Annotated in this window: 24 protein-coding genes; 16 read left to right on the forward strand and 8 right to left on the reverse strand. The window is 52.3% G+C overall.

The window, feature by feature from the left end:
• The 6 genes from JRN21_09180 to JRN21_09205 all read right to left on the reverse strand — a co-directional run.
• On the reverse strand, positions 1–233 hold a 233-nt coding region (locus JRN21_09180; protein ID MDG6989469.1), incomplete at its 3' end, for a hypothetical protein.
• A 366-nt stretch (positions 234–599) separates the two neighbouring features.
• A complete protein-coding gene (glmS, locus tag JRN21_09185) occupies positions 600–2348 on the reverse strand; it encodes a glutamine--fructose-6-phosphate transaminase (isomerizing) (GenBank protein ID MDG6989470.1) in 1749 nt (582 codons plus the stop codon).
• A 132-nt stretch (positions 2349–2480) separates the two neighbouring features.
• Positions 2481–3182: a transposase gene (locus tag JRN21_09190; protein ID MDG6989471.1), complete on the reverse strand. Its 702-nt coding sequence runs from the start codon at positions 3180–3182 to the stop codon at positions 2481–2483.
• Between the two features lie 24 nt (positions 3183–3206).
• Complete coding sequence (locus JRN21_09195; GenBank protein ID MDG6989472.1) at positions 3207–3737, reverse strand: hypothetical protein; 531 nt, start codon at positions 3735–3737, stop codon at positions 3207–3209.
• Positions 3718–4128: an IS200/IS605 family transposase gene (gene tnpA / locus JRN21_09200; protein ID MDG6989473.1), complete on the reverse strand. Its 411-nt coding sequence runs from the start codon at positions 4126–4128 to the stop codon at positions 3718–3720. Before tnpA ends, JRN21_09195 begins: the two co-directional genes overlap by 20 nt.
• Before the next feature lie 74 nt (positions 4129–4202).
• Positions 4203–4700 (reverse strand): PH domain-containing protein, encoded by a 498-nt coding sequence (locus tag JRN21_09205; GenBank protein MDG6989474.1) that lies wholly within the window; start codon positions 4698–4700, stop codon positions 4203–4205.
• Between the two features lie 85 nt (positions 4701–4785).
• On the opposite strand from JRN21_09205, the gene JRN21_09210 reads away from it, so the two are divergent.
• The 3 genes from JRN21_09210 to JRN21_09220 are packed head-to-tail and all read left to right on the forward strand — an operon-like array spanning position 4786 to position 10615.
• Positions 4786–5238, forward strand: coding sequence for a hypothetical protein (locus tag JRN21_09210; protein ID MDG6989475.1), 453 nt, complete (start codon positions 4786–4788; stop codon positions 5236–5238).
• Positions 5231–6418: a hypothetical protein gene (locus JRN21_09215; GenBank protein ID MDG6989476.1), complete on the forward strand. Its 1188-nt coding sequence runs from the start codon at positions 5231–5233 to the stop codon at positions 6416–6418. Before JRN21_09210 ends, JRN21_09215 begins: the two co-directional genes overlap by 8 nt.
• 33 nt (positions 6419–6451) lie before the next feature.
• The gene (locus JRN21_09220) at positions 6452–10615 is read left to right on the forward strand and encodes a TraM recognition domain-containing protein (GenBank protein MDG6989477.1); all 4164 of its coding nucleotides are present in this window, start codon (positions 6452–6454) and stop codon (positions 10613–10615) included.
• Between the two features lie 51 nt (positions 10616–10666).
• Here the strand turns inward: JRN21_09220 and JRN21_09225 are convergent, their stop codons facing one another.
• A complete protein-coding gene (locus JRN21_09225) occupies positions 10667–11341 on the reverse strand; it encodes a hypothetical protein (GenBank protein MDG6989478.1) in 675 nt (224 codons plus the stop codon).
• A 1324-nt stretch (positions 11342–12665) separates the two neighbouring features.
• Entirely contained in the window at positions 12666–12827 is a 162-nt protein-coding gene (locus JRN21_09230) for a hypothetical protein (GenBank protein MDG6989479.1), read from the reverse strand.
• A gap of 1122 nt (positions 12828–13949) precedes the next feature.
• Between JRN21_09230 and JRN21_09235 the strand changes: the two genes are divergently transcribed.
• From JRN21_09235 to JRN21_09295, 13 genes are all read left to right on the forward strand, one after another.
• Positions 13950–14144 carry a hypothetical protein gene (locus JRN21_09235; GenBank protein MDG6989480.1) on the forward strand — a complete coding sequence of 65 codons (195 nt, stop codon included), beginning with the start codon at positions 13950–13952 and terminating at the stop codon, positions 14142–14144.
• A 1011-nt stretch (positions 14145–15155) separates the two neighbouring features.
• A complete protein-coding gene (locus JRN21_09240) occupies positions 15156–15773 on the forward strand; it encodes a hypothetical protein (protein ID MDG6989481.1) in 618 nt (205 codons plus the stop codon).
• 431 nt (positions 15774–16204) lie between these two features.
• Positions 16205–16924: a hypothetical protein gene (locus JRN21_09245; protein ID MDG6989482.1), complete on the forward strand. Its 720-nt coding sequence runs from the start codon at positions 16205–16207 to the stop codon at positions 16922–16924.
• 161 nt (positions 16925–17085) lie between these two features.
• Positions 17086–17286, forward strand: coding sequence for a hypothetical protein (locus JRN21_09250; GenBank protein ID MDG6989483.1), 201 nt, complete (start codon positions 17086–17088; stop codon positions 17284–17286).
• A gap of 1 nt (position 17287) precedes the next feature.
• Positions 17288–17821: a DUF1286 domain-containing protein gene (locus JRN21_09255; protein ID MDG6989484.1), complete on the forward strand. Its 534-nt coding sequence runs from the start codon at positions 17288–17290 to the stop codon at positions 17819–17821.
• A 5-nt stretch (positions 17822–17826) separates the two neighbouring features.
• Entirely contained in the window at positions 17827–18015 is a 189-nt protein-coding gene (locus JRN21_09260; protein ID MDG6989485.1) for a hypothetical protein, read from the forward strand.
• 1166 nt (positions 18016–19181) lie between these two features.
• Complete coding sequence (locus tag JRN21_09265; GenBank protein ID MDG6989486.1) at positions 19182–20081, forward strand: hypothetical protein; 900 nt, start codon at positions 19182–19184, stop codon at positions 20079–20081.
• Entirely contained in the window at positions 20078–20458 is a 381-nt protein-coding gene (locus JRN21_09270; protein MDG6989487.1) for a hypothetical protein, read from the forward strand. The genes JRN21_09265 and JRN21_09270 overlap by 4 nt, the downstream gene beginning before the upstream one ends.
• Positions 20455–21963, forward strand: a complete 1509-nt coding sequence (locus tag JRN21_09275) for a CCA tRNA nucleotidyltransferase (protein ID MDG6989488.1) — start codon at positions 20455–20457, stop codon at positions 21961–21963. The genes JRN21_09270 and JRN21_09275 overlap by 4 nt, the downstream gene beginning before the upstream one ends.
• On the forward strand, positions 21960–22415 hold the full coding sequence (locus JRN21_09280) for a hypothetical protein (protein MDG6989489.1): 456 nt from the start codon (positions 21960–21962) through the stop codon (positions 22413–22415). The genes JRN21_09275 and JRN21_09280 overlap by 4 nt, the downstream gene beginning before the upstream one ends.
• On the forward strand, positions 22412–23311 hold the full coding sequence (locus tag JRN21_09285; GenBank protein MDG6989490.1) for an alpha/beta fold hydrolase: 900 nt from the start codon (positions 22412–22414) through the stop codon (positions 23309–23311). Before JRN21_09280 ends, JRN21_09285 begins: the two co-directional genes overlap by 4 nt.
• An 870-nt stretch (positions 23312–24181) precedes the next feature.
• A complete protein-coding gene (locus JRN21_09290; protein MDG6989491.1) occupies positions 24182–24502 on the forward strand; it encodes a hypothetical protein in 321 nt (106 codons plus the stop codon).
• The gene (locus JRN21_09295) at positions 24499–24813 is read left to right on the forward strand and encodes a hypothetical protein (protein ID MDG6989492.1); all 315 of its coding nucleotides are present in this window, start codon (positions 24499–24501) and stop codon (positions 24811–24813) included. Before JRN21_09290 ends, JRN21_09295 begins: the two co-directional genes overlap by 4 nt.

Consider the following 24813-nt stretch of genomic DNA (forward strand, 5'->3'; position numbering starts at 1 on the left):
GCAGCCAGGTCAGCAACGACCTTCTCGACGACAAGCGTCTTTCCCATCCCCGGGGCGCCAGTTACTACGATATGCGGTCCTGCAGCGTCGTAGTCCTGCATCGCGAACGCCTCGAATTCGGAGCGAATGGTGGAGTACTCCTCCCCCCTGTACCAGAGCTGGGTTGGATGGAATGACTCGCTCAGAGCCAGCCTGTTCTTGACGACCTGCCTTTGACCCGTCATGCTATGCAAACACCTTTCCAGCACCCAACCGACCATTAATCATCATTATCACGTTTATCACGTGGGGGGTGTACCGATTAATCACGCCAAAAAACAGGGGGTCAGGCACACACCCCTGCTCATACTGGGTTACAATAGGAGAACATGCACTGAACCGCTCGCTCCTTACCCGTTCCAGATTAGACATTAGGCGGGACGTTACGGCATCTCGGTAGGTCTTCTCGGTATTTATGGACGGCGAAATATTATCCCCCAAGGGGAGGGGGGTGTGTCTGGTCGGTCGTGCCTGCAAATCTTTCGGCGCCAACGGGGTATACCACCGGATTTAAGCTGATAGCCTTTCTTTCATGCGTTGCCCAACTCGTCGCTTATGCTCTAGCGCACAGTGACCGACTTTGCAAGGTTCCTAGGATAATCAGGGTTTACCTTCAACCTCAGAGCCAGCTCGTAAGCTATGCGTTGGAGCGGTACTGCTGCTTCTATGGCTCCACATACATCATCCTGGGAAGGCAAGTGAACAACCGCGTCGTACACCTGATCCGGGGTGTTTGTGATGCCGATCAGATTGGCCCCCCGGGCTTTGAGGGCCTCGGCAGCTGTGACTACCTCGGTATGGGACTCTCCACCACTGTCGATACAGAGTACAGGGGTTCCATCCCTGACCACGGCAAGGGGACCGTGCTTGAACTCGCTCGAGACCAGACCTTCGGCATGAACCAGGGCAAGTTCTTTCATCTTCAGAGCTCCCTCAAGTGCCAGGGGGTGCCCGAAGCCGCTCCCTATCATGTAAACATCGTTATGGCCGGCTATAGCCTTGAGAGCATATGAGACGTCAGTTTGCAGCAACGTATTCACGTCGTTTTCTATCAACCCGGCGGTCCTCGCACTCGTGATCGTCTCGATGGTCCTCGCCGCGGAGTACAGGCTCGCCGTGAAGCTCTTTGTTGCTGCTACCCCTATTTCTGGACCGCATTTCATGTCCACAACAACGTCTGACTCTCTGACAAGGGTGGACCCGGGGACGTTGACGAACGACAGGATCTTGGTTCCCTTCTTCTTGGCGGCTCTCACTGCATCGAGCGTGTCAGCGGTCTCGCCGCTCTGGCTAAATGCGATAACAGCATCGTTGGGACCGAGGTTGGAGTTCATGTATCTGAACTCCCCAGATGGGAAGGCGTAAAACCTGGCGCCGTATTTCTGGTTGAGGAGGTTCCTGAAAAAGAGTGCTGCATGGTAACTGCTTCCAGCCCCTACTAGGATGACGTTCAGAGCATTGTCTATCAACTGGCCGGCTTCAACGTAGTCTGATGTTGGTCGAGCCGCTATCTTCGCAAGCACTGCTGGCTGCTCTTCTATCTCTTTCAGCGTGTGATGCCTGTACCCGTGAAGGCCGGCCTCAGCAAACTCCCACGGGAGCTGCACCGGAGCCCCCAAGACAGTAACGCCGTGGGGGTCCACAATCTTGACCCCATACTTCGTTGCCATGAACGAGCAGCCATCGTTGACGAACACCGCTCTATCGGTCCATTTCAAGAACCCGAGAACATCGCTTGACACAAAGATGCTGTTAGCACCCATTCCTATCACGAGCGGAAGACCTCGCCTGGCTCCAGTCAGCACCCCTGCTACCGAGAACAGCGCCACGAACGCGTTGTCCCCCTCGATTTGCACGAAAGCAGCCCTAGTAGCGTAGAGAGGGTCCATGGTCTTGGTGTATGCAGCTTCGATCAGATGGGCAATTACCTCACTATCTGTCCCACTTGAGAACGTGTGCCCTTGCTCTGTCAGGGCTGCCCTCAGTTCCGCATGGTTTGTAATCAACCCATTGTGAGCTACCGCTACACGGGAATCGCAAGACAGGAATGGGTGGGCATTAGCCTCTGTGACACTCCCGTGGCTGGCCCAACGTACGTGACCAATCGCCGCGGTGCCCGGCATTACGACGCTATTGAACGGCATAAGCACGGCTTTCACCTTCCCTACACCCTTCTTGACCCTTATTTCTCCAGCATCGGCAACCGCTATTCCGGCCGAGTCGTACCCCCGATACTCAAGATATGACAGTCCCTCTACCACTATTGGGTATGCTTTTCTGTTTGCGGTGCACCCAAAGATCCCACACATGAAGCCAGAGACACGATAACGATAAAACGGTTGTCAAGCGCAGAACCAAATGTCGTTCCGTGCGGAAGTTATGCCGTTCCGAGAGTGCAGAACTAAAATCTAGCTAGTACCTGTCACTACAGACTCTGTGAACTACCACCGACTGAAGGTCGGGTGGCTTCCTGCTTCGACCACTAAGCTTGCCGAGACATTTGGAATACTGTTGAAGTACTCCAGCATCCAGGTAGCGGCCTTCGTGTCCACAGGCGTGGATTCCCTGCGTTCCGCAGGTATCTGCGACCAAATGTTGATCGCAGCGTTCAGGTCCCGGTCTATGACGAGCCCGCAAGTTTCACACTTGTAGACTCTGGCACCGAGCCCCATCTTATTCTTGCTGCTGCACCAGCAACATCCTTGGGTCGTCGGCTCGAACCTGCCCACCACGACCGGAGTGCGCGGCTTGGTCCTCAAGCCGCTCATTATCCCTCCGATCGAGGAAGAGGCTACCCGGCGGCCCCAAAGCCTCTGCCACCCGGCGACGTTATCCTTCTGGGTGGCGACACAGTCGTAGTTGCTGACGATGTAGCTGGTGACCTTCCGCCTCATATCGCGCCTCCTGTTTGTTATCCTCTCGTATTCTCTGTTCAGCTCTGTGTTTGTCTTCATCCAGTTCTTGCCGTAGAGCTTCCTCCTCGACAGCTCCCGATGAAGGCGCCGGACGCGCTTCGTCAACGGGACCACCGCCTCAACGGCGACCCCGTTGGAAAAGACAGCCTGCCTCTTGACGCCGAAGTCGATCCCGATGGCTTTCTCCAGTGGTTCCGAATCAGTGGTTTTCTTCTGGTAGGTGGTCACGTGGACGAAATAATCCCAGTTGCGTCACATCAGGATGGCCGAAGCGAGTTCGGCCCCTTTCGGAATCTGGCCCGCCCCTCTGACTCTGAGCCTTCCGACGTTCTGTATCCTGAGACGGTTCCCGTCCGATATTTCGTACGTCACACCGTGCTGCTTGAGGGGTATCGAGTCCACCCTGCTCTTGAACTTCGGTTTCCCCGCCTTCCTCCCCTTCTTCTTGGTCGCCAAAAGGCCAATGATGTTATCCTTCGCCCTGTCGATGATCTCCTGCCTCATCTGAGACGAGAGGTTCCGTATCTCCCTGTCCTCGAAGCGGTTCTTGACCTTGACCTGCACCGTCGCGGTCTTGTAGTCAGCCTTGAAGATGCCGACAGCAAGAGTATGGTTGTAGAACCACTTTGCCTCGAGGAACAGGCGGTCGAGGGTACCGACTGTCTCCGCAGAGAGGTGTGACCTGTCGACCTTCAACTCGTACGTCTTACATGCCATTGATTTGTGCCGCTGGATTGTCTCCTGCCGCGTCTTCGCTATCCTATCATTCTTGGGCTCGCTCAAATTTCTTCCCCCACTGGTTCTCGATATACTTCTGGATGGCTTCCGAAGAGACGTTGCCAGCAGTCGACAGGAAATACGACCTGGTCCAGAGGGTCGGCATCTTCAGGAGTTCTGGGAATTCCCCCCTCAACGTGTGGGAGCTCCTGCCCTTGAAGCGCTTGACGACTATCTCAGGTTTTGTCTTGGTGTCGGCAGACACAAAGAGGTGGACGTGGTCTGGCATCACTTCCATGGCGATAACCTCCCAGCCGTTGTCTCTGGCGACCTCGCGCAGGACCTCTGACAGCCTCTTTTTCCTCTTGCCAACGAGCAGCTGCCTCCTATAGCGGGGAGCGAAGACGATGTGGTAGTTGACGAGTTGGACGCTGTGCGGCGTGTGTCTGTACTGCATTTAGATACTCTACAGTATATCTAATCACGTCTATTTAACGCCATGTGTCGCCATTCCAGCCATTCATCCCCGGATTAAAATCCGGGGCTTTCTGACGTCATCTCTGTAATGGGTGCCTTGGTTTCCGGAGAAGCACTGGATGCCTTCGACTCAATGCGCTTCACAACCTCAAGGGGATTTTTGATGTTTACCATAGTTGCAGAATACCCATCAGTGGTATTGACCTCAACCGACCCGATCCCGAAGATCCTAGCAGGAAACGGCATAACACCTACAACACTCGCTATGTTGGACCTGTCGATAGATTTCGACTGTTTGAGTGCAAATCCGACGTTGATCTTCACAGTACTGGTATCGACCGCATACGACTGTGTGCAGTATACCACAACATCATTCCAAATGGCTATGGATATGAGACCCAGAAATATGAACCCCAGGAGCATAATGGTTCCATACTGCTCAGTAGCTGGGAGAGGGACAAGATACACAAGCCCAACTGAGAACAGGAGCAATGCTGCGGCTAGTATACCGGCGCTAAAGGCTGCAGGAATGAGAGTAGGCTTTACTACCAATGGGGTTTCTGAAGGCAACGAAAGAAGTACTACTGAAACCTTTTAACGGTTCACGTCTTAAAAGAACACCAGCACTAATCGGTATATGGTCAATGCTCTGGTAGAACTATTTCTTAACACTCCGGCACCATATCTCCTGATGTTCTATGTCATCGTCTACAGGCACGACCTCGGCCGTTATCACCACCCATTCAGGGACCATGATACTCCTCGGGATTGGGTGCTTGTCTTCAGGAAGATAGGTGTAGTCCCCAAAGACCAGCCAGCACAAGCATACGGCACTGACGCATTGAAGATCTTCCCCGTTGTATTCCTTGGTCTGTTCATTTGGTGGCTAGGACCATTCTTGGCATTCGGAGTCTGGTATCAGGCCATAGTTGCCCAGCTGCTATCGGCTATAGTGCTAATGTCAGCCATAACTCGTTCTCTAGGGCCATCTGCCAACATTGCTCGGCGTGACCATATGAGATATCCGAGACTCGGCTCGAGAGTGTTGCATCTTAGGGGAGACACTGAGCCAGGTGAAAAATATGACTGATAGCAAGGGCTCAAGAGAGCCAATCCGCTTCTTCAACGTAAGTCAGAAAGACGCCCACTTAATGTCGATGCCAAAGTACCCAACTGAGCAATCACTCATAGGCGAGCTGATCTATGCAATAGAGAAAGCCGCTCCCAAAGCAGCCTGGGTGCAATTCTCATTCGTTCAGAAAGATCTTACGGCAGAGCTCACAAACCTCAAGCTTGGCATGCAATCCTTCAAAGCCATGGCAGAAACCCCAGTAGAAAAGCTGGACTACGATGGAAACCCCTATCAAGTGAAACACAAAGAGCTTGGAACCGACTTCTATCGACAAGCCGAAGCAAGGATGGGAAAGATAGACACAGCGGCTCCCCTCCCAAAGATACTCATGGCGATACAGGGAATGTGGATAGGAGACGAATCCAACATCTATGACCTTCCATTCTCCCACTGCTACGATGAGATAGACCACCTAGACGAATTCGTGTATAAAGATCCAAGAATGCTGATAGAACTTATAGAACGAAGAATGGTCACCGACATAACCCCTTATTTCAGAAAATACGGAAACTCGAGACTTGAATCCCCATCATTCATAATCACGCCTGAAGAACTTCCTACATTCATACACTTCCCAACCCCTCCGTCATCGAAAGCCATATCAAGCATCAACTGGGGAATGACGGCTGGATCCATAGAAGTAGGCAAAGCCTGGACAGAAGAGGAAGCAAAACCCCAGGAGATCTCACAAATAATGGAAGCTGTAACCCTCCCTAAGCTCGAAGAACCCCTCTCGAAGGAGGCCGCCCCCAGACTGAAGCACCTGTACTCCTCGGTGCAAAGGACATTCGAAATACTCTACGAAAACGGGTCGACAAAACTCGTCCTCACATCGAAATCCGACGCCGACATGTTCCAATACAAGAGCCACCTGGAGTCGATGTACGGTCCCGTCGACCTTACGCCAGCAGAGAAGGTCCCGAATATGGTATACAGATTACCGGTGATAAAAGGAATCCTGGCAGAGCCCATGCCCCACGGAAAGAGTACTGACACCCCCACCCTGAAGACCGAATACAGTATATTCCCCGTTGAGGCCCCCATTAACGAGCCCGCCGCCCTCCCTCAGCCGGCCGGACCGACACTGCTGTCAGAGAAGAAGGACGAACCGGAACCGTCCCAGCCCGCTCAAATCTGATTCCCGTTTTAAGCACCTCCAGCCTCACTACACGTGCCGGAAGCGCTTGATGTCGACGACCTTAGAGGGCATGCATATGTCATAGGTGCAAGCCTTGAGTACAACGAACCCATAATCTACAAGAAGAACGGTGTAGTGAACATAGGAAAGATTGGCGAAGTTGTTGACAGTTACTACGACTCGCCCGAAATTCAAGGAGAACAAAGAACTTCAGACATCGAAGTGGTGACATTTGACAGGATTACGTACGAAGTGGCATGGCGCCCGATACAATACGTTTATCGGCATAGGTACGACGGAAAGATGCTCAGGTTCGGGCTCGAGTCAGGAAGAGAGGTGACAGTTACCCCCGACCATTCTCTTTTCGTCCTGAAGGATGGCAAGATAACCGATGTCCATTCTGAAGAAATCAAGCCTGGAGACTTCGTAGTTGGCACTAGGAGGATACCCGCAGATGCCACAAAAAACGTATCGATAGACCTGGCCAAGATCGGATACCACAGCAAGGCCGATCATCTCCCTCTGAAGCTAGAGATAGATGAGGAGTTCGCAAGACTGCTAGGATACTACACAGCCGAAGGCAGCGCAACAATGCGAACACACCCACCGAAACAGAGCTATTCTCTTGTGTTTCACTTCGGGCCGGGAGACGAGATCATAATCAAAGACACGGTGTCGATATTACGAAAGAGGTTCGGCGCCAAAGTGGTGGTGGAAAACGAGAAAGGCAGTAAGGGTGTGCGAGTGAGGACTTCGAACAAGATGGCGTGTCAAATCATTTCGAAGTTGGTTGGGAGAGGTGCAAGCAACAAAGTAGTGCCAGAAGCTATCTTGAACTCCCCGCTGGCTGTGCGCGACGCGTTCTATGAGGCGTGGGTGAAAGGCGACTGTAACACTACTATTTCCAGAGATTTGGCTAATGGGGTGTCGTACATGTTGCTGATGGAAGGTTGCATTGACACCATATTTCAGCGCAAATTGTCGAAGAGTATGATAGGAGACAGGATTGTGCAGTCCCGTCATCCGATATTCAGTGTGTCGTTTCCACGCGCCAAAGAGATCAAAACAGGTAGTTGGAGACGCGACCGGGTCGGTGGTAATTTTCGTTACCCAGCTTCACAGCTTCCCAATCCTCTTGTTAACGTCTACAAGAGTACCCCCACCCTGCAAAATCTCCATAGCTACATTAACCAGAGAGCACTAGACCTCATGCAACGTCGTCTCTCCAGTGGACTGTCAACTTCATACTGGTCCCGAGAAGAGAAGAAACAGATGCGGAAAGCTGCACGTGAGCTAGAGGATGTTAACCGCATCACAAAATCCTCTCTCACCTTCTTCAAAGTCAGAACGGTAACGGAAACAAAGTCAAGCTCTTCCTTTGTGTACGACTTGTCGGTAGATGGAAACGAGAACTTTCTTGCGGGGTTTGGAGGGGTTCTATGCAAAAATACCAGAAGTGGCAAGACTAATGCTCTTCTGTATACGATGGATTACCTCTCCAACGAGTCCGTTCAGAAGCGCCTCCCGACGGCGGTCGTCTTCATCGACCCCCACGGAGAGGCGTCCTTCGACCTGGCCACCAGGGTTAAGGACATCAAGAAGTTGTTCATCTTTGACCCAACATATGTCTCTTTTGGCCTGAACCCTCTGGAACTCCCATCATACAAGACAAAAGAAGAGAAGTCATTCCTGATACAGACCCAAGTATCTGAGCTTGCCACGATTCTGAAGGATTTGTTCGGTTCTGATGTCGAAAATAGTCCGCGATTGGTTTGGATTTTCCGTTCGTGCTTGTACTTTCTGTACGCAACCTCTGACGAGGCCCCAACATTCGCCGACCTCTATGCCCTTCTCTCAGACATGATAGCAAGAGATGCTGACGAGCTACAAGATATGCTCAGAAGTGTAGGAATAGAGGACGAACTCATCTCGAAGACCATCGAAGCTATCACCAAGCTCGAATCGGCCGCTTTTACGGCCGTACTCAACAGGATATCCAACTTCGTGATGCCTCCCGACAGTTTGACATCACGTACTTTTTGCGTTAGAAAAAGTACCTTGCCATTCGAAGAGATGATGAAGCCAGGAGTAGTCACGATATTCAGGCTCTCGAAGTTCCATCTTCCTAACGACTTCAGAGTGATGATTACCAACACACTTCTCCTCAAGTTCTATTTCATGATTCAGAAACGTGCACGAGACGCAGAGAGAGATGGCGGTCCGATGGTTCCTAACAACCTAATTTTGACTATTGACGAATTCCAGAACATAGGAAGCCTGGATACTATCGACTCGGTCCTCAGCGAGGCCGCGAAGTACGGGTTGTATCTGATAATGGCGCACCAGAATACCGCCCAGTTGAGGGAGGAGTTGTTCGAAACCATAATGGGTAATGTGGGGCTTGTGATGTCGTTCAGGGTGGGTCCCGATGATGCGCACAAACTTGCAAAATTGATGGATCCGAGCAAGGGGAAGGAGATTGAGACGATATTGCCGAGGCTCCCGAACTGGGTCTGCCTTGTGAGGAAGAACCCGGTGGGCGGGCGAGGGCTGTCCAACGTGATGAGAATCCAGTTCCCGAAGGTCCATGAGCCCGTGAGGACTGTCAACGAGGTCACCGATCACATGAAGAATGTCATGAACCCTGCTTATGGTAATGCAGTTCAGGATCTGAAACCGATCTATAAGGACAAGCTAGAGGAACTCCGCCGAGCCGAGGGGATGCCGCTTGTCAGCCCGCTGCAATGGGGGATAATGACGAAGCTCTTCGTCCAGCACGAGGTCACACACACGGAGATGGTCCATCAGCTCTACAATGAGAACTACTGGGATGGCTCGGTAGTCCAGGGTGGGCTTACTAACTTGCAACAGTTAGGGTACATATCCGGCATGGTGACTACTGATCCTGACAAGCGGGGAGGCGGTTGGAATATCCTCCAGAAGCAGAACAGGGGGGAGATGCCGATAATGAAGCCGGGTCCGAAGTCGCAGGACGAGATGGACAGGTCAAGGGAGATCATATACCATCTCAGCGAGGACGCGAAGAACAAGTTCTTCAGGACTCTGCCTCACGGCCGGCGTGGCGGTGGCAAGCTCCATCAACTGATGATGAATGTCCTGCTCAATGAGTACTGGCAGGGCGGTAGCTGGGTGACGGTGGACACTGGGGACCAGGCTGGGGAGAAGGCTGACCTGTTGGTGTTCTCCCCCAAGGAGAAGATAGAACGCAACAAGAGAGCTGTTGACCCCCTTAACTGGGATAAGTCACCATTCGCCGTGGAGATCGAGACCTACCCGGAGAAAAGCCAGCAGCAGGTACGGCACAACCTCGAGAAGAACGCGAAGAAGGGGTACAAGAAGATCATGTTTGTCGTCAGCAGTCCTGAGCACAGGGTACAGGTTGACAAGATTCTGCGTGACATGGGGTACCAATATGAGCTCAAGACCCTCAACATCTACGAGGACCCAGAGACTTACAAGAAGTATCTCAGCGAGGAGATGAAGTATTTCGGAGAAGAAGGCGGTGCCGAGTACTCGGAAGCAGCTACATGGAAACCTCCGGAGAAGGTAGTAGTTCAGGGTCCACCAAAGAGGACCGAAGCGCTTGACGCTATAGAGGCTGTTATCTCCGCTGTCACGATGGCGGTCGAAGCTGGGGATATACAAACTGCTCTGAGGGAGATGATGAAGGCGGCAGATATTTTGGGCCCTCTCGACGTTGATGATACTCCAGAAGCCCAGGCTGTGAGGGCCAGGTGGAAGGAGTTCGGAGCCTCGAAAGTCTACATGACACCAGCATTGAGGGATGCGTTAATTCACAAACAGCCGGAGAAGCATGAGCCTGCAATTGAGCCACCCACCCCAATCCAAACAAATAAAATCGAACCTGATAAGACACAATCAGATATTATTGCACCAGAATCGCCAAACGGGGTTCAAAACGCGCCTCTTTTAAACAACGGGGCAGTTTTATCGCCAGAAGAATTGGCTCGCCAGACAGAAGAGAAAGACAAGGCATTCAGGATAGAGATCCTCCAGCAGCTGGCCAGGACACCAAATGTCCCCATGTACAAGCTTTCGAAGATGTTGAGCACCTCGGAAAAGAGACTCGTCAAACACCTCCAATACCTCGAGTCCAAGGGCTCGGTCGTCCAATCCGGTGGAGTGTGGCGGCTGGCAGAACGGGCAACGTCATAGAGTAAGTCTGCAGAGCGCCTGGCGATTAGTTACACAACAACTGATATTGCACTAAGCAGCCAGTGCACTCAGGTCATTAGAACTGGGGGCTTGCCTGAACGGCTGGACCTCTATCGACTCGAACCTTAACGACGCGTATAGGTTCCTTTCTGTCCAAATCAAAGACATTTCCAGTGGTACATCAGATCTTTCCTGGGATTCTTGCAGCTTCGCTTCCCATCCGTCTCCCTCCCCCTGGAGCTCAACCGATTTGACCCCCTCAGCCCCAATCCTAGCCACAGGGGGTTTCCCTATCCTCCGGATCAACACCTTGGCCACTTTTTCCAAGACCCCCTCATCGAAGTTCTGGCTTGTCGCCGACATTGGGTATATACTTAACTCCACCTTCGTTGCGTCTAGCAGGATCTCCCCAACAAGGGGCACCACACCATCAGAGGAAGTAACATGTTTACGCCCCGTCTTGCTGTCTACTACCAACAAGGCAGGGGTGTCTCCAAGATAGGCAAGCCAGAGCCTCAAGGCTTCGGTGAACGCCTCGTTCTGGAATCCTCTGAGCTTCCCGGAGCTGCCGTCCTTGACCACCCTTTGTACGGCGTCTAACAAACTCTTGTTAACACGGATCGTCGTCTTGACCTCAACATCGTCAACCGCTGATTGCATAACCGGCTGCTCGGGTTGGACGGCAGGCGGTTGGGCCACCTGGGCCGGCGGATGTGCTTCTGACACGGAAAACAATATCCCCTTATGATTTAACGATGGAGTAGTTGACGTCCAATTCCTCCAACTGGAGATGGCACTATCAGATGCTGGACCATTTATGCCTATCTCGACCGACTGAGTTGATGATGGCATGATTGTCATAACTCCTTATATAGAAACAGGAGCTAACTTATCCGTCGTTCGCGACAAAAATAGTACGTTATGCCTAGTGGTATCTAAAATAAACCTAGCTTCTTGCTGGGTTATTCGACGTCCAAACCATTGGACGCCCACTTTTTGAGCTTCCTTGCTCATATCGAGATACTCTTGGCTGTCGTACTATCGCATACGCCTTTGCCCCGGATTAGCAACAATCCAAATTACCCGGGCTACGAAGAGACCTGGTCTAGTACCGAGACATCGGTACCATGCTGGAGCCTCACCTTCCAGCAGCAACTGCCAAACTAAGGCAGATGCGATCAGAGGATACGCAATATTTGAGCCACTTATCGGCTCCTGATGACTCCCAGAACACGGAGTCGACATTAACCAGCCACAACCGTTGGCCGAAACTTTGCAGGTAACCCTGCAGTCTTTGACAGCCAATTGACGACTAAGATTGTGGCGATCTGGTATACACAACAACGGGCACCCAGGAAAAAGACGATGGACACCTGGTATATGCCCTTGATTTGCAGACCGGAAGAACACACCCAGGAGACGACAGCTTGCCCTATGACGGCAAGGTTCTTACCTGGTCTGCACGAACGCATGCTCTTCGACATACAACCAGAACTAGTGGAAAGTTTGGGATGTTGGGACGGAATTAGAAAATGGGGACCTCATATAGGGCGCGCACCCTATACGCAGCGACTTTGGGAAAGTAGTCGTCCCTCCCGTCGTGCGCCCAACGTCCAAACCCACAAACAGTATCTGGTATGTGCCGATTAAGTGTCGAAAGACACTAGCATGCATCCTGATAGCAATAGACCCGGTTCCCCAAGCTGAGAGCCCTGTATTTTCACAAGGCTATGATCCGCCGGGTCCTTTGCTCAGAAACTTATGATCATTGACGGAGCACAACCTGCCAAGTCGGCCACTTTTGCCGTAGATGCAGTATCATCACCGTTGCGCTCCTTGGTGAGGGAACCGCCCCCCACTTACCTTTTTGCTTATCTCTGATGACAGCCTACTGTCCCGAGGCTCTAGGAGCAAGACCGAGAGACTCTGACTTCCGTGCATTATCTCGCCTGGAAGCAGTAACCGAGTTCCTAATACCAAAGTCCGTGCATTGGCCTGGCCCTGCTGAGCTACCCGCCCCATAATAGCGGGAGCATTGGAAGGCAGGAGCCTACTGACCATCAGGCGGGCTTCCGGTTGTTAAGAACTCAGGAGCATGTAATGCCGCATGCAGAGACCATAACTCAAAGGAGTTGAGAACCATGAACATAAAAACAATGTGCATAGTTATGTGTGTTGTGTCTGCATCCACTGCAGCAATTGCCATCTTCATGATGGTACATGGATACCCACATCCACCGGGCTTTTTGCCACCAATTCGTGCATTCGCGTCATCTAGGAACGTGGTGTAGGATGAGAGCAACAACTACACTGGCAATAGTTGCAGTAGCTGCGGTCATCGCTCTGTCGGTGCTGTTCGCAATGTCAACAACATTCAGCTACACCAGTAGTAACACAGTCACTAAAGGAAATACTATCACCACAACCTATTGGTCAGTGGCATCCTCAGTGCCAACTATCACCAACTCAGCAGTATCTATCAGGGCGCCAATTACTGTAATCACACCAAACGAGATGACAACCTTGGTAGTCATAGCGTTAGTGACAGGATTGGGCTTTCTCATTGGCCGGCATTTGGGACTACACCTCACACAGACTCGTTCGCCCCAGGCGATCACTTAGGCACCATACAAGGTACAATAAGTGCAGCATAGGAAAGGCGGATCTAACCAATCTGGCTTTTCCTACTCCTGTTCTGATGGAGTCAATCCGCTCAAAACCTCTAGTCCAGAAATGGATTACTCTCGAAAGGGAGATGACTCCACATGAGGTTGTGAAGCTGGAAGTCGGTTGCAGAGACAATCCTGTAACAACCGACTCAAAATAAGCCATTCAAATCACGAAACAGTCCTGACAGCAGAGCGGCAGGACGCCGCTCCACCGCCGGACCCCGACGCTGCTTAGAACAGCGTCCATTGCATACCTTTGCCGGGTATGCAACTTTGTAAAAGGGGTTTGGATATATAAGCTATGCGCTCATTTAGTAGGTGCAGGGCTTCAAAAGTGTGGAGAGCACGGCTTCTGTGTAGCAGCTGTCACGTCTGTCACTGAGATGGAGGGCGACGCCAACTGGGTTGAAAGGAGGTGGTACTTTGGCGTCAGTACAACCACGTATGTCGGAACTCCACAAGGAGTTCAGAGCTGCCTACGACGACCGGGACTACATGCCGGGGACATTCATGTTCTCGACAACGGAGGTGGACTCGGAGTGAGCGGGCTGGTCGAGGTAGCGAGCCCAACAAAGGGACTGTCAGAGTACTACGACGAAGGCTCTGGGGTCTTCATCGGCGTCGGCGTTCCCAGCGACAACGCGGAAAGCTGGTAGATAGTGCCGTTGGACATTATCTCCCAGGTGCTAGAGCCGCACGTTGGACTCGAAGAAGCCGAGGACGTCATCAATGCAGTGTGGGAAGACCCCACGGCATATTGTGAGTCTGCAGTCGAATGGGCTGAATGCGTCCTTGAAGACGCAGACTACCGTGCCAAAACGTCTTCAGCGGCACTGAAGTGGCTGGCTAATCTCAATTAGCCACCATCCACTTTCTGACCAAGTCATTGTCTCCAAACCAGCCCACTATGCCTCGAGAGAGGGAGACTTGGCTCGCTGGTGTGAGAGCAATCCCGCCCAAATGCTCCTGATAGCCCAGGAGACGGGGTGGAACGGGTTCGAGAAGCCCGGAATGATCGCATCCTGTATGGCGGCCTCCATTGTGAGTTGCCTGGCCCGGGTGCTGGACGAAATCCTCGTCAGACGCAAGAAAGCCTTCTGAAGGCGACAAACTTGGACGAAAACAAATGTGCACGAGACGCAAACTGGCATGGACCAATACTAGAAGACCCTAACCTCATCATAGAGGTAAAGCAGACCAGGGTTGAACAGGTTGGTCCATGCCACTACTGTAGTTCCTTCAGCGGAACTCAGGCAGAGCTGTCTAGGCACTACCAGGGAATCGGAATGCCGCAGTGTACATACTATCAGAACTCTGCGTTCTTAAGTGTGAGCACGCGGTCCCGGCCTGGAGACGACTAGGACAGCACCAACCCAAGCCCTGGCCTACAAGCTAGGGCCGTTTATGGTAATCACACGGCTCCATATTTTCACACCGTTCATGTGTGGAGCGAAGCGGCTGGTATCCGCATCTTCTGCTTACGTTAGCAGATCTCTACCCCAAATCCTGGATAGGTTACGGCTTTCCAACTAGAGCTCAAGGGAGCCGCATAAAACTCAGACCTTGAAACAAGAAGCTCTCCGCAGCCGCCCCATCCCTACACGGGTGGCATAGGTCTCAGCAGCCAAAGAGTATGAGGCTGCGCAGGTCTAGCGAACCAAATCGCAACGACCGGGAGATGTGGGTTGCCAGAAGGGCATCCCGGTCTTACGCTAAAATGAAAACCTACTTCGGTATACTGCCGTAAATCAGTCCCTAAGAAGTTCCTGGTTGGCATCAGGAGCAGAGGCAATTATTGCCCGGACCGCCCGCTAGGGCTATTCGTTATTGTGGGTATGTCAAATACCAAACCGACGGAAAACATCGCTGGGATGACCGCCAATTTTGAGAACGGCGGTCTTGCTCAGGGAAAGGTGGGTGACTACTACTTCCACATCCATCACGGCGTCCTCGTCGAGCGGCTCACCGAACCACTCGAGAACAGGATCGCCTACATAAAGGCCAACAAGCCTGCCAATGAGATCGCAACCAGATTGCGGCTCATCAGACCGGCAGTAGGAGTAGAACAGATCTTCAAGGCCTACGACGAGGTAATGGTACCTGCCTGGAAGACCTACAGCGAGGCAAAGGCATCTGCCGGGAAGACCTACTACGAGGTAAGGGCATCTGCCTGGAAGACCTACGACGAGGCAACGGCATCTGCCTGGAAGACCTACGACGAGGCAACGGCATCTGCCTGGAAGACCTACAGCAAGGCAAGGGCATCTGCCTGGAAGACCTACTACGAGGTAAGGGCATCTGCCTGGAAGACCTACGACGAGGCAACGGCATCTGCCTGGAAGACCTTCAACGAGGCGGTGGCATCTGCCGAGAAGACCTACGACGCGGCGGTAGCACCTGCCAGGAAGGCCTTCAACGAGGCGGTGGAGGCGCTGCATGCTGAGCAGTGCCCCAACTGTCCATGGAATGGGGAGACAATCTTCCCATAGGACCTGCTCTGGCCCCAATTCATTGGGGCCTTTTTTGATTGATACGTAATCCAAGCGCCTATGATGCCCTGGTCTAGCACCCAGGCCTGAGGCAATTATCGCTGCTGATAGTGTAACAGCTACCAGCGTGGGCTGAGCTCAGCTCACAATAGTGGGTGTCATATGCAAACTCAGTTGCAGCACCAGACGAGCCCCCGTGTAGGGAGCATAAGTGCGGCTTCATCCGCATCCCCCGCTGACAACAGCGGTCTCCTGCCACCAAAGCTGACATATGAATATCGGTGGCCACGGGTGGTCAAGCAGATCACCTGGTACGACTCGACCGACTACTATCCGGAGGACAGAATCGCAACCTCCGCAAAACCATCGCCTCAGTTCGTCGGCGGCTATATGCTGCTGGTGAATGACAACAAGGAGGAGTGAGAATAGTCTTGTGTGAACTTCTCACAATCGAAATGGAAGACATGGCAACATCATTCCTCCGACGGGTGTACTCCTACGGTGACTACGTGGGTGTGCCTCGCCGCGACAAGGAAGGCAAGGAGACGCGCATCTCCGATGTCTGCGATGCCCTCTGGGCCAGAGGTCTCCTAGTAAGGGACGTCGAGGATCCAGAGTATCTGTACTACAACCTCTCGGAAGGCGGCAGGAAGGTCGTCGAGACCATCGGCGCGTTTCCGAAGGCAGTCGAAGCCATGTGTGATAAGCTCTGGTTCGACTGTCCGGACCAGCCAACTGCCACAATCCGAGCAACATACCAGTGCGCCGTGAAGTCATGCAGAGCCAAGTTCTCCACCATTAATGAGCTCAAGGGCCACTACAGCAACGAATCATACCAAGACGACGGCAGCTTCAACTTCACAGAGAAGAGCCCAGAGCACAACGCGTTCCGGAAAGCCTGGATCGGCGTCATTGATGCCTATCAGTACGGGACGCACCCGCTCGCCAAGGAACACAAAGACCACTTTGCCCCATGGAACGGACCATACGCCCAGTATCGTCGCTACAACCGCATAGGTGCTCCAATCTGCCAATGGTGCTCGATGGGAATCCATGAGCATGGCGCAGAGGAACGCGGCGGCAATGATTGCAAAGTCATCCTAATCGAAGGTGGGCAATGCAATTGTTGGTGGGGATATCGGAGGGACTAGATATGGACCAAACACAACCATTTCCATACAGAACGACGAAGACTGACCCTGATGATTTGGAGTTTTGGCTTCGGCCAACAGATCCAGATCTTGGCAGAGCCTTCCTCAGACGCGCTGCGTTTGCCTATCAGTACAGTATATCACCATACGAAGACCTACTCATGGCAGCCGTCGAAGCAAAGACAATCGCAGAAAAAGCGAAGCCACTCAGCGAAGAACAGATCCACATGACCAAGGTCGCAACATGCCTCCTCAAGTTGGCGGACGCCGTCTTCGATGATTGGGGATGTGACCATTGGTCCCCCCTTGTTGATGACGACGGGATGCCATACCTGGAAGCAACATACCAGGAGGTAACATAGAATGCGTCTCTTCACACACACAATCTTCTCATGGGGTGTAGGCTTGCTGCTCTTCCACATCATAGAAGTGCGGTTTGATCCTCTTCTCATGCTATGTTACGGTCAGTTCTTGTGGGCATACATGTTTGCTGTTTCTTGGCTTGGAAATCATATGATCGACAAGCTAGGGCACGGCATCACCCCGCAGGGATACCCGAAGCGCCTCCCACGCACCCACTCTGTCTTCACAGCCCCAATCTGGGGAGTCCTAGCAACTATCATAGTGATACTAGCAGCATCACAAATTCCGTTCTTCTACGTCCCCTTCTACTGGCAGGGTGTTGTTATGATCGGGGTTTTCGTAGCATACTCTCACCTCTTCCTTGACTCATTGACAATGGCCGGCGTCTACTTCACAACAAATCGCATCGACCTCATGCACCTTAGCTGGGACAGCCCAGTTGGCAATGGGCTTGCCATACTGGCTGGTTTTGCGGCCATCTACGTGGTGTTCTTCCAGCCATCTCTGATGCATACGCTGATTTCAATGGGGTAAGTACATTGGAATACACAGAGCCAATAGCAAAGGAGCTTGAGACTTATGCCCATGGTCTCGAGTGCAACGCAGAGATTTCAACAACTGAAAAACAGCATGCCTACAGAAAAGCTGGCCGGGCTTATACACTAGCCAGCCTCTACGACGATGCAAAGCGCATGGAAGAAAAGGCAGTATCACTGAGTGCCCTGTAGGGCACCTTCCCCCCTTTGGCCCCAATGGCTCACCTCCACGTGGTGGGGCCGGACTCTTCGCAAGCAGAGACAGCCTGAATTGACAGGCATTACGAGCCAACAATATACCCCTCAGCGTTCTGAGAGGACGTTGAGACGTTATTGCTTGCTCCGGTAAGAGGAGCAGCATTGGCAGTGCGCACACGCGCATGCGGCAATCATACGCAGCCAAGAGAGATTCTTGCGTAGACGCCGAGGCCAGGCATAGTCAGATTAGTAGCGCCCAGGTCGATAATTCCTCCTGGTGACATTGTCTGACAAGTCCATCGGCCTGCGAGCGTCCGCAACGGGATTGTCTCCCGCAGATTCCTCCGCTGTATGGAGAACGCCAGCCAACAATATCTCTTACCTTCGCCAGCTCCTGGCTAGAGCAGGTCGTCGTAACCGAACTTGTCTGAAAGCTAACGGATACCACAAGCGCCACTCCAACACCATACATTGGGTGGAGTACAGAGAAAACAGGCGCCCAAGCAAGATGACAAGTAGCCCAGGTTGTTCGATTGGTCTCGAACGACAGCTAGTCCTAGGCTAGCAGCTAAACCCCTTTGCCTGACCATTAAGATGCTCGTTGAAGCCGGCTTCTTGACTGGCTGCGCCCTTCTTTCAGTGGCAACAGCAGCCAAGCAACGAGCATCTCAAAGGCAATTCCTTCAGAAAGGGGTACCAAATCCGGTACTGGATTGCAAATAATCGCAAGCTTCGATGTGCACCATTTTCGTAGCATATCATAGCTTCCACACAGCTAGTCACTGTGAGACCAACGAGGTTATCTTGTAATCTGCTTTCCGGTTTGGTCGAATCAACATACATAGAACGTATGACATTGTCGAACACGCGTCCAAAGTTACCTGCAAGATCCCCGTTGGAATCCAATCAACGGGTCCGGCTTCAATAAAAAAGTGGGGCAACCTTCTACCATTCGGAGGGGCCACATATTGCAGGGTTCACCTTCTGGACAAGCCGCTCGTGGTGTCATACTTACTTTCAGAACTACTAGTAGGAAGAGGGCTGGAGAGGTCTCCTGGGTTATTGCTCCCAGGGTTCTCCAGAACCCCCACGCCGTAATCTGACGGGCGAAAGCCCGGCCTCCCCGACTAGGAAAACCTAGCGGGAGCGAGGTAAAGAAAGTGAGTGCAAGTTCACTTCCAAATACGGGTGCCTCAGCGGAGGCATCAAATAGCTTCACTACCACAAGTAGTGATTCCCCTCAGTATGTCCTGGTACAGGACATCTGTAATGCAGCAAGCAAGCACTTCAATGCACTCGATTCTGGCAACGACATCTCCGTCTCGGTTGCAGTGAAGGGCTGGGACTTTCAGAGGGAAGAGAAGGCAATAATGGCTGTAGTTGAGAGCGGCCAAGCCGATATCAACGCAGCGATGGCCACTCTGGAAGCCCTGAGAAATGCCGGCGTCGTGATGTCTGGCACTGACGGTGGGAAGGGAATGAGGGCGGAAGACGCCTTTCAGCGCGCCCTTGTGGATGCTGGTCTGCAGACATACTGCAGATACAACACACGCAAGCGTGATGAAAGTGGGCTGTCAGCCTACATCGATGTCCACATACTCGACCACGCGTTCGCTATGGTCGTTACTGACAGTACGACCAACCGCAGTGAACCGGCACTAGTCTACCTCCCAGGGAGCACTGTAGTCTTCGAGCTGAAGTACGTCAGACGCAGCTGCGTCGGCGAAGAACTCGAAGAAAGGCTCAGAGCAGCACAGGAGCAAGCAGAAGACGAAGGGTACCTAGCAAAAGCGTCAACGACACTCCTTGTCTATGGCAACGACCTCGGGTTCACCTACAAGGTACTCGACATCGAGTCGAAGCGGGCCTCTATTGGTGCGAGGATCAGTGCACAAGTGAGAGAGAGGCACAACCAACGCTGGACACACAATCACACCAATGGCTCTCCTTACGAAGAGGTAGAAGCACTAGTCATAAAGCGAGAATTCGCCCAGAAGCGCAAGAACAATCGCCGCGACTCGGGCTCGCTTTATACAACACATGGAGGCTATTCTAGATGAGCTTCCAATACACCATCCCAGCCGAAGTCAGACAAACTCTCGGCGTAGGCCCCGAGCCAGTTCTTCAGAAGAATGACGGGTGCCCATGGAAATTGACCCCTAAGGAATACGCCCTGATGGCTGCTGATGCAAAACATGACCAAGAAACGGAAGCGAGGGGTAGAAGAGAGAGGGCCAGGCGAGAAGCCGAGTTTCTCAGGGTCCACAAGTGTGAACCCAAGTTGTTAGACCCGAATACATGCCTATGGTGTAGCAAATCTATGCCGCTTCCTCCAAGCAAGAGCGAACGCCTAAGAGCAATCCAGGCATCAAATATGAAATCGTCGGGTAGGAGGTCGGCCTACTACGACGCCATACTCAGGAGTGACAAGAGATGACAAGTCCCAAGAACACAACAAGGGTAATTGAGCTCCCGCCAGAGATAATCACCATCCTGGCACAGGTAAATGACATCTCCGTCAGGACCACAGGGATACCTGCGTACATCACCGGCGGATTTGTACGTGACCACCTCTTGGGGATTGGAGACTACCACGACATCGATGTCAGCGTCCCGGACGCAGATGCCGTGTTCAAGCTCGCCAATTTGAAGTTCGTGCCTTCCGGCGAAAGCAAGACAGAGTTCGGTGTCCAGTCAGTGTTCGTTCCGCTTGGTAGCGGGGTGACCGGCAGGCTCGACATCGTACAGCTAAGGTCGGAAGCATATAGGGCTGACTCCAGGAAACCAACAATCAAGCCAACCACTGACATCATCTTCGACCTCTCTAGGCGCGACTTCACACGCAATGCCATCGCGTGGAAGCTGGTCTCCTTCAATAATGCCAGTGTTACGGTCGAGGAAATCGACCCATTCAACGGCATAGGCGACTTGCTCTACTACAAGGTAATCAAGGCGGTTGGCGACCCAAACGAGCGCTTCTTCGAGGATCCCCTGAGGATCATGAGAGCCGTACGGTTTGCCACCAAACTTGACAACGTCGTCATCGACATCAACACACAGAAGTCTATCACCAGCAATGTCAATCGCCTACAGGATGGCGGACCAGTATCCAGAGAAAGGATTGTCGACGAGCTTACCAAGATCCTCGTCCTGCCAAATGCAGGCAAGGGTGTCAAAATGCTCTTCGACCTCGGGATACTCCAATTCCTCATCCCGGAGTTTGCCGAAGCTGGAAACATCCGGCATGACAACCGCGGGGGGCACCATGGCGAAACAATCATAGAGCATACCGCCGAGGCGGTATCACGAATAGCTCCAGAACCAACCCTGAGAATAGCCGCTCTCTTACACGACGTCGGCAAAACCAGTGTCTACAGTTCAGTCGACGGAAAGAAGCACTTCTTCGTCAAAGACCCCGAAACGGGAAGAACAGTTGGGCATGAGTCCGTCTCAGCAGAAGTAGCTGCTAGACGCCTCAAAGAACTGAAGTTCCCAAGCAGCATTGTGCGTGAAGTGACCACACTGGTCAAGTTCCACATGAGGCTGCATATGGTCAGCAAGGACAGCGACGAGTCGAAACGCAAGTCTATGGCAAAGGTCTACATCTCTCTCAGGAGAGACGCCAACCTCATAGACAAGCTCATCAAGCTCGGCGAAGCTGATTCGGGACAGTCTTATGCGTACTTCAGCGAACTCCTCAACGAATACTCACATGTCAAGCTTGTCAATGGGCTGGACATACTCGCAATCGAGCCAGGTCTTGACACCACCAATCCAAAGGTCCTTGAAAGAGCACTCAGAGAGACACAGGTACAGCAGTTGAGCAGAGGTTGGACGTTTCCAAAGCTCGTCGGCGTCATGAAGAACAACATCAACAATGCCAAGAAGCCATCCGATGATGCAAGAAAGAGTACTGTAATTGAGGCAAAGGTGGAACAATGACATCAGAATTCGACAATCTCTACGAAATCTTCAAGAAGGCCGAAACCAATTCTAGCCTAGTACCTCTCGCGATATGGCTTGCAGACATATGCATCCCGCAGGCTGATAAGAAGTATGCCAGCAAGTTATCATTCGAGGAGTACGTCAATTGGATGAACAGCTGGGACAAGAAGCGGTCAGACCTGTGGAAGAAGTATGACTACCTCTGCGGGCCAGTTCATCATGGTCTAGCTCATGGCCTAGGCCGCGACGACCCACTTGGAGACCATAAAGTGTTGAGCACAGGAACACAGCAACTCATCATCCTCATCAAGGACCTCCTAACGGGGCATCTACCTCTCAATGCTGGAGAACTGCCTCCTGACGGATACTATCGTTGGGAATACATCCTCAAGGAGTTTCCTGACGCGAAGTTGAAGCTCAAGAGCCTAATGGCAGGAGCCAAGATATGAATACCACAAGCGGCGAACTGATACAGTTCGAAGCTTCTGACGGCCTCATTCTCACAGGATTCCTAGCAAAATCAAAGTATCCTAATGAGACCGTTGTGGTTCATGTCCATGGATTTGGAGGCAACTTCGCAAGCTTTAGCAGTCTCTTCAGGATCTATGGGAGGGCACTCAAGCAGGGGTTCAGTCTGTTCACCATCAACACCAGAGGGGCGGGTCTCAAGACTCGGTTCAGATCAGACAACAAGAGCTTCACAATAGGAAGCTCCAACGAGGTGTTCGAAGACTGTGTCAAAGACATCTCAGGAGCAATCTTGGCGGTAAAGCGACTTGGATTTGAGCGGGTGATACTCTCGGGGCATTCAACGGGATGCCAGAAAGTCACCTATTACCAGTCACTTACACAAAACGAGTCGGTGAAAGGCCTCATACTGCTGGCACCAACCGACGACTACAACGCCAACAAGAAAGACTTGGGGGTTAAATTCGACGCAGCAGCAAGTCTGGCGAAGTCGATGGTAGCTCTTGGAATGGGCCACCAGCCTATGCCTGAAGAGACAGGTGTTCACTTCATGTCAGCAATGCGATTCAACAGCGTTGCCAATCTGGAGAACCCCGAAGCTAACATCTTCAACTACGAGGCACCCAAGCTCAACATTTACTCCAAGGTCGAAGTTCCTGTCCTCGCCGTCTTCGGAGGGCAAGAGCAGTACAGGACCAAACCTGTCAAACAATACATCCAAAAACTCTACAAAGACGGCAACTACCGGTACACTCTAGAGCATATCAATGTCTCAACATTCACTGGCAAGATTGTAGCCGGCGCTGGTCATGGATTCACTGGAAAAGCATCAACACTTTCAAAGATCATCGGAAAGTGGATAATAGAAGGCAAGTAGCCTTCATCCCTTTTCTTTTCACTATCCCTTGACTCACAAGCTGGAGCAATCCAGCTATGGCATGCATGGGCGAGATAGCCCCTCTGTAATGCCCGTACGCGTTCCTAAGTGAACGCAGGTGGGATGGTACACCCTCAGGGTGCAAATGAGTCACCGCGTTGAAAGACAGCCCCACTCAGGGCGCCAGGCGGTAACTGGCAAAGAGCTTTGGCACCGCAAGACTAGGACCCGGAGCGAACTATCCTCAACTCCATGCGCAACTCACCACCGCGCCCCATAGAGGCACCACGGTATCAGTGAGAGCGTTATGAAGGCAGGGACGCTTTGAAGGTACTACATTCTACGGAAGCCAGAGGGTTGTAGGCATGCGGGCGCGAGTCCGCGTGTATCAAGGAGTGAAACAACCATGAAAGTCCGAAGAGAGAACGCAGCAAAAGTAGTCGCCGCGGTTGACAGGATCAGAAAGACTCAACCCTTTGAGTGTTTCAACTGCCATCAGCCGCTGCCGGTGAGTGCACCGATCCAGGATGCCTGGATTGGCAACAAAGAAGCAGCGTACCTGTACATCGAATGCAAGTGCACATACCAGAACTCTCTGTGGAAAGTCATGCACAGGCCTGACCTTCACCACAATGGCGATGCTCTGGTCGAGCTTCCGCATGGGTGCCCGCAGTGCGCATGGGACTAGATTGGAGGAAAGTGAAGAAACATGGACACAGTCCAAGTAAGCGAGACGGCAATCTCGAAGCAAAAAGCGAGGCAGCCAGTGGGTCTTACAGTCAACGACCAAGCAGACCTGCCAACTACACCAAAAGACGTCGTTAACGAGTTCAGTCGCGCCGGTCGATTGATGCAGGAAGTGATCGGCAAATGAGCCTCTCTGGATTCGAAACGACAAAGTCGACGAGGACCAAGCTGAGTCGGGCTCACATAGAGTCGATGAGACCCAGGGCGCGTCAGATCGTTGAAGCCTTCGTTTCCAACATCAGCGACAACTCCTATGACGACAGAGTTGCCCAGAACACATTCTTCTACCTACAAGAGGCACTTCAAAACAATCCAGAAGTATTCAGGCTCATGTTTCAGGAAGTCAGGAAGCTTCCAAGAACATCTGCCCAGCAACAGATGATGCAGATAATCAACACCGCGCAGAGCAGAGGCAAGCGTCGCAAAAGGCGGGAACAAAAGTGACCCCGGAGAGTACAGCAAGGCTCCTTAACTCTCTCTTCGATGTATGTGGCGACTCAAACGTCACATGCACCATCGCAGATAACGAGAACTTCGACCTGGCGATAACTGATGGCAAGGATACAGTCCATGCCGCACTATCGCAGGAAGCAGCTCTTGGTCTTGCCAACTACCTCAAGCGATCGCAGTTGAGGACTGCATACCTCTGGCTTACTCCCATCTTCATGAAGATGGTACCACAACCAGCCAACAGCGTCATCGAAGTCGCTCCAGTCCCTGTTTCAAGGTTGGAGAGAACATTACTGGAGGCATAG

It is taken from the genome of Nitrososphaerota archaeon, from assembly GCA_029785825.1.
Taxonomy (GTDB): Archaea; Thermoproteota; Nitrososphaeria; order Nitrososphaerales; family Gagatemarchaeaceae; genus UBA183.

Bases quoted from the DNA above. Each gene is read 5' to 3' on its own strand.
- glmS (MDG6989470.1), bottom strand. From the start codon at position 2,348: ATGTGTGGGATCTTTGGGTGCACCGCAAACAGAAAAGCATACCCAATA.
- tnpA (MDG6989473.1), bottom strand. From the start codon at position 4,128: ATGCAGTACAGACACACGCCGCACAGCGTCCAACTCGTCAACTACCAC.
- JRN21_09210 (MDG6989475.1), top strand. From the start codon at position 4,786: ATGGTCAATGCTCTGGTAGAACTATTTCTTAACACTCCGGCACCATAT.
- JRN21_09215 (MDG6989476.1), top strand. From the start codon at position 5,231: ATGACTGATAGCAAGGGCTCAAGAGAGCCAATCCGCTTCTTCAACGTA.
- JRN21_09230 (MDG6989479.1), bottom strand. From the start codon at position 12,827: ATGAAGATGGCAATTGCTGCAGTGGATGCAGACACAACACACATAACT.
- JRN21_09240 (MDG6989481.1), top strand. From the start codon at position 15,156: ATGACCGCCAATTTTGAGAACGGCGGTCTTGCTCAGGGAAAGGTGGGT.
- JRN21_09250 (MDG6989483.1), top strand. From the start codon at position 17,086: ATGGCAGCCGTCGAAGCAAAGACAATCGCAGAAAAAGCGAAGCCACTC.
- JRN21_09255 (MDG6989484.1), top strand. From the start codon at position 17,288: ATGCGTCTCTTCACACACACAATCTTCTCATGGGGTGTAGGCTTGCTG.
- JRN21_09270 (MDG6989487.1), top strand. From the start codon at position 20,078: ATGAGCTTCCAATACACCATCCCAGCCGAAGTCAGACAAACTCTCGGC.
- JRN21_09275 (MDG6989488.1), top strand. From the start codon at position 20,455: ATGACAAGTCCCAAGAACACAACAAGGGTAATTGAGCTCCCGCCAGAG.
- JRN21_09280 (MDG6989489.1), top strand. From the start codon at position 21,960: ATGACATCAGAATTCGACAATCTCTACGAAATCTTCAAGAAGGCCGAA.
- JRN21_09285 (MDG6989490.1), top strand. From the start codon at position 22,412: ATGAATACCACAAGCGGCGAACTGATACAGTTCGAAGCTTCTGACGGC.
- JRN21_09290 (MDG6989491.1), top strand. From the start codon at position 24,182: ATGAGCCTCTCTGGATTCGAAACGACAAAGTCGACGAGGACCAAGCTG.